General features: G+C 71.1%; 14 protein-coding genes. 4 read left to right on the top strand and 10 right to left on the bottom strand.

Features of this window, described 5'->3' with window-relative positions:
- Position 1: 1 nt before the first annotated feature.
- Positions 2-1,204 (top strand): acetyl-CoA C-acetyltransferase, encoded by a 1,203-nt coding sequence (locus AC07VX_RS13945; RefSeq protein ID WP_493165323.1) that lies wholly within the window; start codon positions 2-4, stop codon positions 1,202-1,204.
- 9 nt (positions 1,205-1,213) lie between these two features.
- Here AC07VX_RS13945 and AC07VX_RS13940 read toward each other — a convergent pair whose 3' ends face one another.
- The 3 genes from AC07VX_RS13940 to AC07VX_RS13930 all read right to left on the bottom strand — a co-directional run bounded on the left by AC07VX_RS13940 (position 1,214) and on the right by AC07VX_RS13930 (position 3,820).
- Positions 1,214-1,543, bottom strand: coding sequence for a hypothetical protein (locus tag AC07VX_RS13940; protein ID WP_493165322.1), 330 nt, complete (start codon positions 1,541-1,543; stop codon positions 1,214-1,216).
- Complete coding sequence (locus tag AC07VX_RS13935) at positions 1,540-1,704, bottom strand: hypothetical protein (protein ID WP_493165321.1); 165 nt, start codon at positions 1,702-1,704, stop codon at positions 1,540-1,542. Before AC07VX_RS13935 ends, AC07VX_RS13940 begins: the two co-directional genes overlap by 4 nt.
- Positions 1,705-1,786: 82 nt before the next feature.
- Positions 1,787-3,820, bottom strand: a complete 2,034-nt coding sequence (locus AC07VX_RS13930; protein WP_493165320.1) for a S9 family peptidase — start codon at positions 3,818-3,820, stop codon at positions 1,787-1,789.
- A 64-nt stretch (positions 3,821-3,884) separates the two neighbouring features.
- Here AC07VX_RS13930 and AC07VX_RS13925 point away from each other — a divergent pair, with 64 nt between their 5' ends.
- Positions 3,885-4,139, top strand: a complete 255-nt coding sequence (locus AC07VX_RS13925) for a hypothetical protein (RefSeq protein WP_493165319.1) — start codon at positions 3,885-3,887, stop codon at positions 4,137-4,139.
- Between the two features lie 6 nt (positions 4,140-4,145).
- Here the strand turns inward: AC07VX_RS13925 and AC07VX_RS13920 are convergent, their stop codons facing one another.
- A complete protein-coding gene (locus AC07VX_RS13920; RefSeq protein ID WP_493165318.1) occupies positions 4,146-5,312 on the bottom strand; it encodes a YbfB/YjiJ family MFS transporter in 1,167 nt (388 codons plus the stop codon).
- A 70-nt stretch (positions 5,313-5,382) separates the two neighbouring features.
- On the opposite strand from AC07VX_RS13920, the gene AC07VX_RS13915 reads away from it, so the two are divergent.
- A complete protein-coding gene (locus AC07VX_RS13915; RefSeq protein ID WP_493165317.1) occupies positions 5,383-6,204 on the top strand; it encodes a M90 family metallopeptidase in 822 nt (273 codons plus the stop codon).
- Here the strand turns inward: AC07VX_RS13915 and AC07VX_RS13910 are convergent.
- The 6 genes from AC07VX_RS13910 to AC07VX_RS13885 all read right to left on the bottom strand — a co-directional run bounded on the left by AC07VX_RS13910 (position 6,201) and on the right by AC07VX_RS13885 (position 11,651).
- Positions 6,201-6,755, bottom strand: coding sequence for a protein phosphatase CheZ (locus tag AC07VX_RS13910; RefSeq protein WP_493165316.1), 555 nt, complete (start codon positions 6,753-6,755; stop codon positions 6,201-6,203). The genes AC07VX_RS13915 and AC07VX_RS13910 overlap by 4 nt on opposite strands.
- A gap of 128 nt (positions 6,756-6,883) precedes the next feature.
- Positions 6,884-7,693 carry a DUF2520 domain-containing protein gene (locus tag AC07VX_RS13905; RefSeq protein ID WP_493165315.1) on the bottom strand — a complete coding sequence of 270 codons (810 nt, stop codon included), beginning with the start codon at positions 7,691-7,693 and terminating at the stop codon, positions 6,884-6,886.
- Positions 7,693-8,463 carry a class I SAM-dependent methyltransferase gene (locus AC07VX_RS13900; RefSeq protein ID WP_493165314.1) on the bottom strand — a complete coding sequence of 257 codons (771 nt, stop codon included), beginning with the start codon at positions 8,461-8,463 and terminating at the stop codon, positions 7,693-7,695. The genes AC07VX_RS13905 and AC07VX_RS13900 overlap by 1 nt, the downstream gene beginning before the upstream one ends.
- A 60-nt stretch (positions 8,464-8,523) precedes the next feature.
- Positions 8,524-9,120: a TVP38/TMEM64 family protein gene (locus tag AC07VX_RS13895; protein ID WP_493165313.1), complete on the bottom strand. Its 597-nt coding sequence runs from the start codon at positions 9,118-9,120 to the stop codon at positions 8,524-8,526.
- On the bottom strand, positions 9,117-11,141 hold the full coding sequence (locus AC07VX_RS13890; protein ID WP_493165312.1) for an alkaline phosphatase: 2,025 nt from the start codon (positions 11,139-11,141) through the stop codon (positions 9,117-9,119). Before AC07VX_RS13890 ends, AC07VX_RS13895 begins: the two co-directional genes overlap by 4 nt.
- A gap of 12 nt (positions 11,142-11,153) precedes the next feature.
- On the bottom strand, positions 11,154-11,651 hold the full coding sequence (locus tag AC07VX_RS13885; protein WP_493165311.1) for a hypothetical protein: 498 nt from the start codon (positions 11,649-11,651) through the stop codon (positions 11,154-11,156).
- A 295-nt stretch (positions 11,652-11,946) separates the two neighbouring features.
- Between AC07VX_RS13885 and chrA the strand changes: the two genes are divergently transcribed.
- Positions 11,947-13,314 carry a chromate efflux transporter gene (chrA, locus tag AC07VX_RS13880; protein ID WP_493165310.1) on the top strand — a complete coding sequence of 456 codons (1,368 nt, stop codon included), beginning with the start codon at positions 11,947-11,949 and terminating at the stop codon, positions 13,312-13,314.
- Positions 13,315-13,446 lie beyond the last annotated feature (132 nt).

The following is a 13,446-nucleotide window of genomic DNA, read 5'->3' as shown; positions in this document are numbered from 1 at the left end:
GATGTTCGACGCCTACGTCTACGACCACTGCCGCACGCCGCGCGGCAAGGGCAAGCCCGAGGGCTCGCTGCATGCGGCCACGCCGATCTGGCTGGTGCGCACCTTGCTGCGTGCCTTGCGCGAACGCGCGCCGCTGGACACGTCTCTGGTGGACGACGTCGTGCTCGGCTGCGTGACGCCCATCGGCGAGCAGGGCGGGGACATTGCCCGCATCGCCGTGCTGGACGCGGGCTGGGCCGAGCGCGTCGCGGGCGTCACGCAGTCGCGCTTTTGCGCGTCGGGGCTGGAGAGCGTCAACCTCGCCGCGGCCAAGGTGGCCAGCGGCTTCGAGCGCCTGGTCGTGGCCGGCGGCGTGGAGAGCATGAGCCGCGTACCAATGGGCAGCGACGGCGGCGCCTGGATGCTGGACGAGCGCGTCGTCAACGCCGTCGGCTTCGTGCCGCAGGGCATCAGCGCCGACCTGATCGCGACGCTGGAAGGCTTCACGCGCGAGGAGCTGGACGCCTATGCGGCGCGCTCCCATCGGCGTGCGGCGGCGGCGCGCGCCGAAGGGCGCTTTGCGCAGGCACTGGTGCCGGTGCATGACGCAGCCGGCGCCCTGCTGCTGGCCGAGGACGAGACCATCCGGCCTCAGACGACTGCCGAGACGCTGGCCGGGCTGAACCCGTCCTTCATCAAGCTGGGCACCAGGTTCGATGACCTGGCCCTCAAGAAATACCCGCAGGCCGCGGCCATCGAGCACCGCCACCACGCAGGCAATTCATCCGGCATCGTCGACGGCGCCGCGCTGGTGCTGGTGGGCTCCAGAGCAGGCGGGGAAGCGGCCGGCCTCAGGCCGCGTGCCCGCATCCGCGCCGCGGCCGTGACCGGCAGCGAGCCGACCCTCATGCTGACAGGCACGACGCCGGCCTGTCAGAAGGCGCTGCGCCAGGCCGGCATGCAGGCGGGCGACATCGACCTGTGGGAGATCAACGAGGCCTTCGCCGCCGTGCCGATGAAGACCGCGCGCGACCTCGGCCTGGACCTGGACCGCGTCAACGTGAACGGCGGCGCCATCGCGCTGGGTCATCCACTGGGCGCGACCGGCGCCATGCTGCTGGGCACGCTGCTCGACGAACTCGAGCGGCGCGATCTCCAGACCGGCGCCGTGACGCTGTGCGTGGGTGGCGGCATGGGCATCGCCACCATCATCGAACGCGTCTGAGCGCGGGCCTCAGAGCCTGATCCAGCCGCCGATGCGCAGATGCCAGCGCCCGCCGCGGCTCTCCCAGTGGTTGGGCTCGTAGCGATACCCGGGCCGTGGCCGGTCGTAGTAGCCGGGCACCCATTGGTGGCGCCCGCCGCTCCAGCCCCAGTAGCCGTTGATCCAGACGGCACCCGGATAGGGCATGACCGGCACGACCTCGGCATAGGGCGCCGGAGGAGGCATGTCCACGACGACGCCGGGCTCCGTAACGTAGCCGCCGCGGTGGGCGGGCACGACGATGCAGGCCGACAGCAGCGCGGAGAAGGCGAGCGCCAGCGCCAGGGCAGGCCGTTTCATCGCCGCGGCCCGGGCACGTAGACGGGGCCGCTCTGGTAGTGGCCGCCACCTTGGTAGTAACCGCCGCCGTGATAGCCGCCGTGACGGGGTGGCACGATGATGCAGCCCGACAGCAAAGCCGCGGAAGTGATCAACGTGATGGCCAGGGCCAGTCGTTTCATGAGGGAACTCCAGGCCGCTGAAGACGCGACCGCCAGCCTCTAACCGCCGGCGCAGCCGGGCGGATGACCGCGTCACACAGAGTTACTTTGTGGCGGACTGTTGCAGGTGGCGGTCCATCCAGGCGATGAAGCGCGACTCCCAGTCGCGCTGGTAGCTCGGCAGCGACAGGCCGTGGAACTGGCCCGGGTAGATGACCAGCTGGGTCGGCACGCCCAGCGTCCTCAGCGCCAGATACATCTGCTCGCTGCCCGAGATCGGCACGTTGAAGTCCTTCTCGCCACCAAGGAAGAGCGTCGGCGTCCTGATGCGATCCGCCTTGAAGAAAGGGTAGGACACCTTGAGCCAGCGCTCGCGCTGGGCCCAGGGCAGGCCCATCTCGCGCTCGTACTGCACGGCGTACTGGTCGGCGCCGAACATGCTCAGCTGATTGCCGCTGCCGGCGCCACTGACGGCGGCCTTGAAGCGCGTATCGCTGGCGATCAGGTAGTCGGTCAGCAGGCCGCCATAGCTCCAGCCTCCCACGCCCAGGCGCGCCGGGTCGGCAATGCCTTGCTTGACGGCCCAGTCCACGGCGGCATGCAGGTCCTGCACCTCCAGCCGTCCCCAGTCGGCGTAGATGGCGCGCTGGAAGGCCTGGCCGCGGCCGCTGCTGCCGCGGTAGTTGACGAGCAGCACCGCATAGCCGGCCGCCACGAGGCGCTCGCGCAGCACGCCACGGCCGGACAGCTCCCGGGCGTCCTGGCCATTCGGACCGCCATGGATGAGCAGCACCGTCGGCAGCGGCTGCCGTGCCCCGGGCGGCAGCGCCAGCAGGCCGTGCACGGGGGTGCCGTCGGCGCTCTTCACGGCGAACTCGCGCAGCTGCGACAGCATCAGGCCGGCACGCCAGGCCTCGTGGTGCGACGTCAGCGGGCGCGGCGCCGTGGCGCCGGGGTCGAGCAGCTGCAACTCGGCCGGCTGCTGCCAGTCCCCGGCCAGGAAGGCCACGCGGCCGTCACGTGCCACGCTGACCTGGCCGGCCGTGCCTGGGCCGCCGATGCGCTCGACCCGGTCACCGGCAAGGCTCGCGCGGGCAACGCGGCTCTGCCTGTCGTCATCGACGACGCCGAGCACGGCCTGCCCGTCCGGCGTCCAGCCGAGCTGCGCCTGCCAGCCGCGGTCCAGGCCCGCTCCCAGCAACCGCGCAGCACCGCCCGCAAGGTCGTAGATGCCGACACGCCACTGTTGGTAGGCGCTCCACTTCACGTCGTCCCCGGTCGGCAGCGCGATGAAGCGGCCGTCCGGGCTCCATGCCGGGCGGGCGTCGTTGTCGGTCGTCAGCGTCGCCAGCACCCGCGCCGTTGCGCCAGCCTCGGCAGGCATGACGAACAGGCCCGTCGCCTCCGTCCGGTCGCGCTCGGGCGCGCGGTTGCTGAGGAAGGCGAGCTGGCGCCCGTCCGGGCTCCAGGCCGGCGCGGCCTCGTCGAACTCGCCGCTCGTCAGCGTGTCGAGCTTGCGGCTGGCCAGGTCCAGCAGCCGCAGATGTTTGCGGCGGCCGTCGAGATAGCCCTCGCGGTCCTGCTTGAAGCGGAAGGCATCGACGACGATGGGCAGCGGTGTCTTGCGCTGCCAGCCAGCCAGCTTCTCGGGGTCAGGCGCCTCCTCCTGCACGACAAGGGCGGCGCGGCGGCCATCCGGCGCGACCGCGTAGTCCTGAACGCCGCCCGGGATGTCGGTCAGCCTCTCGGCCTCGCCGCCGGCCAGAGACATACGCCACAGCTGCGCGCCCTTCTTCTTCTCGTCCTCGCTGCCGCGCGCGGCCAGGAAGGCGATGGCGCCGCCATCGGCACCGACCCAGCGGGGCTTGCCGGCAACGTCGCCGCCGAAGGTCAGGCGCCGCGGCACGCCGCCCGCGGCGGTGGACGCCAGCCAGAGGTCGGTCTCGTATTTGTCCTTGGCCACGTTGGCCGCGCGCAGGCCGTACACCACCCAGCGGCCGTCGGGCGAAATCTCGGGCTCGACAAGCCGCTGCAGCGCATCGGCAGCAGCCATGTCGAAGGGCCGTGCAGCGGGCTCGGCCAGGGCTGCGGAGCACAGCAGGCCGGCCAGGATCAGGGTTGTCAGCAGGTGTCTCATGTCACTGGGTTGGGGCGTCAGGCCCACGGTATTCTGCGGTGCTCCAAACGCACCGAATTTCGCCATGCAACGAATTTTCCTGACGCTACTGCCGCTCGCGCTGGCGGCCTGCGCCGCGACGACACCGCCCGCCACGAATGGCGCCCAGGCCGCCGCCGACAACGGCACCGTCTGCGAGCGCGATTCGCCCACCGGCAGCATGCTGCCGAAGACGCGCTGCACGACCGCAGCCGAGCGCGAGGCCGCGCAGCGCAGTACCCAGGCCGTCAGCGAGGCCGTTCGCAACCAGCGTGCCGCGCCTCCCGGCAAGGGCAGCTGAGCGCCCTCAGCGCGCATCCCTGAGCACCGCGGCCAGGCAGGCCATGCCGGCCGCCAGCACGGCCGCCGTCAGCCACAGCGCGGCGTCGAAGCTGCCGCTGGCCTCGACCATGCGCCCGGTCAGCGCCGGCGCGCTGACCTGGGCCACGCCGTAGCTCAGCGTCAGCCGCGCCATCGCCTTGCCCGGGTTGGCGGGGGAACGTCGGCCGACGAGGGCCAGCGTCAGGCTGACGATGCCGATGAAGGTGGCGCCGTACAGCAGCGCGCCCGCCAGCGCCGCCACCAGGCCGCCGGCCAGCACCGGCAGCAGCACGCCGACGATCTGCACGCCGAAGGCGATCAGCAGCGCCTGCACATCGCCCGTGCGGCGCGCGACACGGTCCCAGACGAAGACGGCCGGCGTCGCCGCCAGGCCGACGAGCAGCCAGGCCCAGGGCCCCTTGCCGGCCAGCAGGGGCTGCTTCTCGACGATGGCGACCGTGAAGGTCGCGTTGATGACGAAGCCCCAGCCCGCACAGAAATAGGCCGCCAGCATCAGCGCCATCCAGCGCCGGTTCAGGCCTGCGCCGGTCCCGGCCCGGGAGACCGGCGGAGGCACCGGCGGCCGCCAGACCCAGGCCGGCACGAGGAAGGCCAGGCCCAGCAGCGCAAAGCCCTGCCACTGCGCAGCCCAGTCCAGCTGCAGCCCCGTCATGCCCATGGCCCCCAGGGCCGACACGACGATGCCCAGGCCCAGCCCGATGAAGTAGATGCCGAGTTCGGGCCGGTGCTCTGCGCGAATCAGCCAGCCTTGCACCAGGCCCGAGCCCAGCAGCATGCCGGCCGCGCCACACAGGCCGCCCAGGTAGCGCGACACCGCCCACAGGCCGAAGGACGAACTCCAGCCCATCAACGCCGTGATGACGAGGGCCAGCGGCAGCCCCCAGCTGTAAAGCCGCTGGCGCCAGACCGGGCTCTCGATCCAGGCCGCCAGCAGTGCGCCGCTCATGTAGCCGGCGTAGTTGATGGCCGCCAGCAGGCCGCCGTCGGCCACGCCCAGACCGGCCTGGGCGTGCATCTGCGGCAGCAGCGGCGTATAGGCGAAGCGCGCCAGGCCGATGGTCAGCACCAGCGCGCAGATGCCGCCCAGCAGCACCTGCCAGGCGTGCAGGCGGGTGGTGGTCGGTGCGGGCATGGCCCCGGTTGTACCAGCTGCGGGTTTCGCCGCGGCTTGCAAAGCGCGCAGCCGCACCCAGTTGCGCACCATGTCCTTGCTGATCTGCTTCCTTCTCGTGCTGATGGCCGCGGCCGGCATCGCACTGTGGCCCCTGTGGGTGCGGCGACGCCGCGAGCGCATCGCCGGCCGCCCCTTCCCGCCGGCCTGGCGCCGCCTGCTGCGTCGCCACGTGCCGCTGGTTTCGCGGCTGCCAGCCCGCCAGCAGCTGCGGCTGAAGGGGCTGATGCAGGTCTTCCTGGCCGAGAAGCCCATCCTCGGCTGCCGCGGACTGCGGGTCACGGACGAGATTCGCGTGACCATCGCGGCCCTGGCCTGCCTGCCGCTGCTGGGCGCGGCACGCGGCATCTACCCGGAGCTGCGCCAGGTCCTGGTCTACCCCGGCGCCTTTGTCGTGGAACGGCCGGTGACGGAATCCGGTGGCGTCCTGTCAGACCAGCGCCGCGTGCTGGCCGGCGAGAGCTGGAGCCAGGGCCAGGTGCTGCTGGCCTGGGACGAGGTCAGGCGCGGTGCGGCCACGCCGGGTGACGGGCACAACGTCGTCATCCACGAGTTCGCCCACCAGCTCGATCAGCACAGCGGCCCGGCCAATGGCGCGCCGGCCCTGCCGACGGCCGAGGCCTACCGGCGCTGGTCGACGGTGATGCAGAACGAGTTCGATGCGCTGCGCTGGCGGCTGGCGCGGGGAGAGCCGGGGCTGATCGATGCCTACGCGGCCACCGATCCGGCGGAGTTCTTCGCGGTGATCAGCGAGCTGTTCTTCGAGCGGCCGATCGAGCTGGCCGCGGGCCACCCTGCGCTGTACGCAGAGCTCAGCGGCTACTACCGGCTCGACCCGGCGTCCTGGGCCTAGAAGCCCAGCGATGCCAGCAGGTCGTCAACGTCGTCCTGCTTGAGCGCCTTGTCGGGCGTCTGCACGCCACCCAGCTCCTCGGCCTTCAGGGGCTCGACGGGCGCCGGCAGGGACTGCATCAGGTCGCGCAGCGGCGGCTCGGCGCGCTCCAGCATCTTGCTGACCTTGTTGATGACCTGGCCGGAGAGATCCTGGAAGTCCTGCGACATCATGATCTCGGTGTGCAGCGACTTCTCGCGCGCGGCGAAGCTGGCAGCGTCGGCCGCATAGGCAGCGCACAGCTTCATCAGCGCGCGGGCACGTTCCTGGCTGATGTTCGTGGACAGGGCGAGGCGGTTCAGCGCGTCGGACAGCTCACGGCCCTTCTTGCGCACGGCCTCGGCATCCTCCTGGGCAGCCTCGACGAGGTTGAGCACCTTGGTCGCAGCCTGTTCGGTCATGCTGCGCACATAGCCCAGGCGCTCGCGTGCATCAGGCAGCTCGTCCACCACGTTGTGCAGGATCTGGGCGGCGTCAGCGCGGATCATGGCCTGGATGGATGCGTCGGACATCTGGAACTCCCTCGATGCGCCCGGCGACAGGAGCGGGCTCGGCGCAGTTTAGGAGGCCTGTCCCGGCGCGCGAACGCCGCTGCAAAGCCTGAACGCGGCCTTTGTCACGCCGCAGGCTGCAAACGTATTCAGGGTCTGTCGAGGCAGGCTTGCAGCGCCGTGACTTGTGCCGCACTCAGCCGGCCGGCCTGCCCGGCCAGCACGAGCTGGCGTCGGGCCAGCGCGCGCAACAGCCCATCGTCCAGCCCGGACGCCGCCAGGGCATCCAGGTGGCGGGCCAGCACGCCGGCATCTCCCCGCGCCACCGGGCCGGAGACCGCGCCGGCCAGGCCGCGCGCCAGCGCCGTGTCCAGCGCGCCGCGCGTCAGCGGCATCAGCGCGCCCAGCGCTTCGGCAGGCGCCAGCCCCGCCGCCGTCCACAGCGACTGCGCCTCGGCCAGCACGGCCAGCACGCCGCTGGCGGCGAGGTTGGCTGAGGCGTGATAGGCCGCCCGCGCCCGGGCTGACATTGGCGAGGGCAACGCCAGCGGCACGAGGCCGAGCGCGTGAGCAAGCGCTTCCAGCGCCGGCCGATGCACGGCGTCGGCTTCGATGCCGACGTGCACGCCCGCGAGGCCGGCGTCGCCGGCCAGCAGCTTCAACGGGTGAAAGCCGGCGGCTGCAGGCGCCGGGGACAGCGCGGCCAGCGGCGTGGCGCCACTGCAATGCAGGGCGAGCTGGCCGGGGCGCCAGGGCAAGGCCGCTGCGGTCGCAGCGATCTGGTCGTCCGGCACCGTCAGCCAGACCCAGTCGGCCGCCCGGGCGGCGTCCGCCGCGGTGGACTCGCCCGCGCCGGGCGCCCGACGGCCGACGACGACCGTCTCGCCCGCGGCGCGCAACGCCGGCACCAGCGCCTGCGCCAGGCGTCCGTAGCCGATGACGGCGTGCCGCACGGGCATCAGGGCTTGACGAACTTCAGTGTCATGCGGTCGCTCTCGCCGATGGCCTGGTACTTGGCACGGTCCTTGTCCTTCAGGGCATAGGTCGGCGGCAGCGTCCAGACGCCGTCCGGGTGATCGGCCGTGTCCTTGGGGTTGGCGTTGACCTCGCTGCGGCCGGCGAGCTTGAAGCCGGCGTTTTCGGCGAACTTGATGACCACGGCTTCGTGCACATAGCCGCTGGGGGCCTTCGGATCCTGGGTGCGCGAGGCCGGCAGACGGTGCTCCTCGACGCCCAGCACGCCGCCCGGCTTGAGCGCCTTGAAGGCTGCGTCGAAGACGGCCTGCGCCTTGCCGTCGCCCATGCTCATCCAGTTGTGCACGTTGCGGAAGGTCAGCACCGCGTCGGCGCTGCCTGCAGGGGCGATGTCGAGCACGCCCTTGTTCGCGTCGAAAGCGGTGATCTTGACCTTGCCATAGACGCCCATCGATTCCATCTTGGCCTTGAAGCGGGCGCTGCCGCCGTCGGCGGCGTAGAGCTGACCGGCGTCGCGCAGATAGGGCGCGAGGATCTCCGTGAACCAGCCGCCACCGGGGGCGAGTTCGACGACGGTGTCGGTGGGCTTGATGCCGAAGAAGCTCAGCGTCTCGTAGGGATGGCGGTGGACGTCGCGCGCGACGTTGCCCACCAGGCGGGTGTCGGCGGCGACGGCGGCCTTCAGCGGGTCGGCCGTCTGGGCCTGGGTGCTGGCGGCGGCGAGGGCGAGGGTGGCGATGAGCCAGGTCTTCATGGGCGTTGTCTCCTTGTGAGGCTGACCAGTATCCCGCCCGCGTCCAACCCCTGCCGAAGGTCAGACAACCCAGCCGAACCAGCCGGCCAGCGTGTCGAACAGCAGCGTGACGAGGGCAATGGGCAACGGCAGGCCCAGCAGCGTGCCGGCGACGTAGTCGCGCAGGCGCACGCCGGACAGGGCCAGCGCGTAGTTCAGCGCCGGCACGGAATGGAAGACCAGGCGCAGCATCACGACGCTGCGCACCGGGTGGGCGTCCAGCCGCGCGAAGAGGCGGCGCGCAAGCCGGCTGTCGAGCTCGCGCAGCGCGTCGGCGCCCAGCGCGCGCACGACGACGAAGGTCACGGTGCAAGAGATGCAGGCGGAGACGTAGGTGGTCAGCGCGCCCCACAGCGGCCCCAGCGCCAGCACCGCGGCGGCGAGGAAGAAGCCGCCGGGCACATGCACGAGGTTGGCCACCACGAACAGCGCCGTGAACGCGGCGAATCCCCAGGCCCGGTGGTGGGCAAACCCCTCGCGCACGGCCTGCAGGCCGAGCTTGTCGCGCAGGCCGCTGGCTTCGACCAGGGTCCACAGCAGGGCGACAAAGACGAACAGCGCCAGCCAGCGCCAGCGCCTGCGAGCGGCGGCGGGGCTGGCGGTGTCGGCAGGGTTCAACGCTTGGGCTTGGGCGGCTTCTTGGAGCCGGAAGTATCGGCCGGCGCGACGACACCCTTCACGGCCGCCTGCGCGAGCTTGAAGAAGACGTCGGTGTTGTCGATGACGCCAGTGAAGGCCAGCGCGCCGGGGCCGTAGGCCGACAGCGGCACGTCGGTGCCGGTGTGCACGGCCTGCTCGCCGGGCACCTGTCCGGTGACGAGGTAGTCGCCCAGCGCGTCGTCGCGCTCCTGGGCATTGGCCGGGTACCACTTCAACGGCGCCTCGACGGCGAACGGCTGCTGAGGGTCGCGCTGCGGCGTCTTCTTCGTGCGCCAGTCCTCGTAGCGGTCGGCGTTGGCGCCGTAGCCCACCAGCAGGCGGTAGTCGATGTCGGTCGTCTCAGGGTAGCCGTCGGCGGCCAGCCGATAGCGCGGGAAACCGGCCTTCTCGTAGACACCCACGACGCCATTGCGCAGGTTGGCAGCACCTTTCTTCGCCGCCAGTTCCACCAGTTGCCGGTCGGTGACGGTGGCGCCGCCGATCAGCGCAGCGCCAGAGCATTCGTGGTCGGCGGTGACGATGACCAGCGTGTCGCCCCGCTCGGCCGCGAAGTCCTGGGCCACGCGCACGGCGCGGTCGAACTCCAGCGTGTCCAGCATCCAGCGCTCGGTGTCCATCGCATGGGCCTGCTTGTCGATGGAGGCGCCCTCCACCATCAGCACGAAGCCCTTGGGCGCACGCTTGAGCACATCCAGCGCCTTGGCTGCCATCTCGTCCAGCATGGGCTGGTCGGGCAGGCCGAAGTCCTCGACGACGCTGGCGCCGCCCAGGCCGTTCTTGTCGCTGCCGCGGCGGCCGTTGATCTTGTCCAGGGCCACGTTCATGTTGGAGAAGGCGAACAAGCCCAGCAGCGGCCTGGTGGCATCGGCCTTGTCGAGATCGGTCTTGGTGGCGGCGTAGCCGAAACCGGCAGCCTGGAAGTCCTGGATCAGGTCGCGGCCCTTGTCCATGGCGCCCGCGGCGCCCCCCCAGCGCCTGACGATCTCGGCGGTGTGGGCATCGCTGGCCGAGAAGGCGTAGTCGTTGCTGTCGGTGCGCGCCGAGCCGGGCGTGCCGGCGGGCAGGAACCACTTGCGGCCGCCGCCCATCAGCACGGTCAGGCCGGTGCGGGCGCGGTCGTCGAAGAACTGGTCGACGATGCCGGTGCCCGCGCCGCGGTTGCTGGTGTGCACGGCGTTGCCGGCCGGCGTGGCGTCGAAGACGTCGGCCGTCGTCACGACGCCAAGCTGCTTGCCTTGAGTGCGGTGCAGGTATTCCGACAGGTACTCGATGCGCGGGTTGTCGAAGGCGTCCAGCGTGTCGTCAGGGAAGACGCCCTCCTCGTTGTTGTTGTTCTTGTTGCCGCTGACGTAGGCCGTCATGCCCGGCGAGGAGTCGGTGACGATGCTGTTCAGCGAGGCCGTCTTGACCAGGGCCGTGGCCGAGAAGCTGTCCATGGCCAGCGGCTGCAGCGCCTTGCCCTGCGCGTAGCCGTGCACGATGCGCGCGGCCGTGCGCTGGGCGGCACCCATGCCGTCGCCCAGCAGGATGATGATGTTCTTGACCTTGGGTCCGAGCGCCGCGGTGAAGGGCACGACCTCGAAGTTGCCCCGGGCCACGACCTTCTGGCCATCGGCCTGGGTCGCCTCGACGCTGAACTCGTGCCTGCCGGCAACCTCGCTGCTCACCGCGCGCACCGTGGCGATCGCCGTCTCGGGGGGCAGACCCTTGGTGCAGCCGCTCGCACAGTCGCGCAGGGCCACGGTGGCGGCCACGGGCTTGCCATCGACGAAGAAGCGCGCGGCGGCGATCTTTTGGCCGGCGTCGGGCCTGACGGTGGCCTGCAGGTCGAAGCGCTGGCCGGGCAGGAAGCGGGCGACGACGGGGTCGGCGCGGCCGCTGGTGAAGAGTTCGCTGGGCGGCGTCAGGCGCGTCACGGCGGGCGCGGCGACGGCCGGGCCGGCCGCCAGTGCCAGCAGGAGCAGGGCGTGGTGTTTCATCGTCGGGTAGGTTCAGTGCGAATGGGGGGCAGCAGCAGCGGCCAGGGGCCGGGTGGCCAGCGCATCGGGCGCGAGATACAGGCGGACCCAGGACACACGGCCGCTGGCGTCCTCGGCCGGGCCGTACTCCAGCCGGCCGGCCAGGGCGATCGGCCCGGGCTGGTGGGCGACGACGCGGCCGCGCTGGGCCTCGGCCAGCATCACGGTGACGGTGGACGCGGGCAGGTCGTCGGCGTCGCCGTCGGCATGCTCGGCCATGGCCACGGGCCGCGGCGTCAGGAAGAACTGGCCGGCCTGCGGCTCCTCGCGCTGCACCATGAAGCCGACGACGCGCACCTCGTGTCCGCTGGCCGCCAGCAGCCGCGGCGTGGGCTGCAGGCCGCGCGGGCCGATGGGCTGGACGAAGAAATCAGCGAAGCCCAGGTCCTGCGGCACCTCGGCGGCATGTGCGGAAGGAGCGATCGGGGCGGCAGCGGCCGTCAGGGCCAGCAGGGCGGGCAGCAGTCTCATGCAACGCGGAGGGCAAAGCGACGATGCTGGCGGCGCTGCGTGACAGGATCGTGACGAAGCCCGGCAGCCCCGGATGGGCAGATGGCGCTGCGGCGCCCCAAGAAAAAACCCTTCGGCCGGCGAGCGGCTCGAAGGGTTGAATCCACCCGAGGACGGGAGGAGGAGACAAGCAGTACAGCCTCTACCTTAACGCTGAGCGCGTGTCGGCAGCAATCAAGTTTGCGACTGAAGGCATGACGAAATCGCACAAGGGTATGAGCTGCGATAGGGATTCAAGTCCGGCGCAGGCCCTACATTGCCGCCTGGAATTGCTGGACTGGAGCCTGCCATCGCCTCGCCGCCCCGCCCCGTCGGCCTCCGGGAAGCCCTGCGCTTCTGGTTCAAGCTGGGCCTGATCAGCTTCGGCGGGCCGGCCGGGCAGATCGCCATCATGCACACCGAGCTGGTGGAGCGCCGCCGCTGGATCAGCGAGAAGCGTTTCCTGCATGCGCTGAACTACTGCATGCTGCTGCCCGGCCCCGAGGCCCAGCAACTGGCCACCTACATCGGCTGGCTGATGCACCGCACGGCTGGCGGCCTCGTGGCCGGCGCGCTGTTCGTGCTGCCGTCGTTGTTCATCCTCATCGCGCTGTCGTGGGTGTATCTCGCCTACGGCAAGCTGCCGATCGTGGCCGGGCTGTTCTACGGGCTCAAGCCCGCCGTGACGGCGCTGGTGGTGCACGCGGCCCACCGTATCGGCACGCGGGCGCTGAAGAACGGCTGGCTATGGGGCATCGCCGTGGCGGCTTTCGTGGCCATCTTTGCGCTGGACGCGCCCTTCCCGCTCATCGTGCTGGGGGCGGCCGCCATCGGCCACTTCGGCGGCCGGCATGCGCCGCACGTCTTCGCCGTCGGCGGCGGCCACAGCGCGGCGCGGACCGGCTACGGCCCCGCCCTCATCGACGACGACTCGCCCACGCCGGCGCATGCGCACTTCAGCCGCGCGCGGCTGGCCCGTGTGCTGGCCATCGGCATCGGGCTGTGGGGCGCCGCGATGGCAGGCCTGGTGCTGGCCTTCGGTCTGCACGGTGCGCTGGCACAGATGGGCTGGTTCTTCACCAAGGCCGCGCTGCTGACCTTCGGCGGCGCCTATGCCGTGCTGCCCTATGTCTACCAGGGCGCCGTCGAGCACCACCAGTGGCTGAGCGGCGCGCAGATGATCGACGGCCTGGCCCTGGGCGAGACGACGCCGGGGCCGCTGATCATGGTGGTGGCCTTCGTCGGCTTCGTCGGCGGCTGGACGAAGGCGCTGTTCGGGCCCGACGCCCTGTTTCTGGCCGGTGCCGCCGCGGCCTGCGTCGTCACCTTCTTCACCTTCCTGCCGTCCTTCGTCTTCATCCTGGCCGGCGGGCCGCTCATCGAGTCCACCCACGGCAAGCTGCAGTTCACCGCGCCGCTGACGGCCATCACGGCCGCCGTCGTGGGTGTCATCCTGAACCTGGCGCTCTTCTTCGCCTGGCACGTGCTGTGGCCCCAGGGGTGGAGCGGGCGCTTTGACGCCATCTCGGCCCTCATCGCCATCGGCGCGGCCATCGCGCTGTTCCGCTTCAAGCTCGGCGTCATGCCGCTGCTGGCCCTGTGCGCGGCCGCGGGCCTGGGCGCGAGCTGGCTGCACGGCGGCTGAAAACCCCGTGGAAACCCGCGCGAGCCATGCCATTTCAAAACGCTGCCATCGCGCATCGGGATACCGAATGGCAGCGCCGCAACGCCTTATGAAAACTCGATAGCTGCGGGCAAAGAAGTCATATCTGGCGCA

Source organism: Roseateles sp. GW821-FHT03B02, from assembly GCF_059421025.1.
Note: the sequence above shows the minus strand (reverse complement) of the source record. Positions and strands in the feature narration are given on the sequence as shown.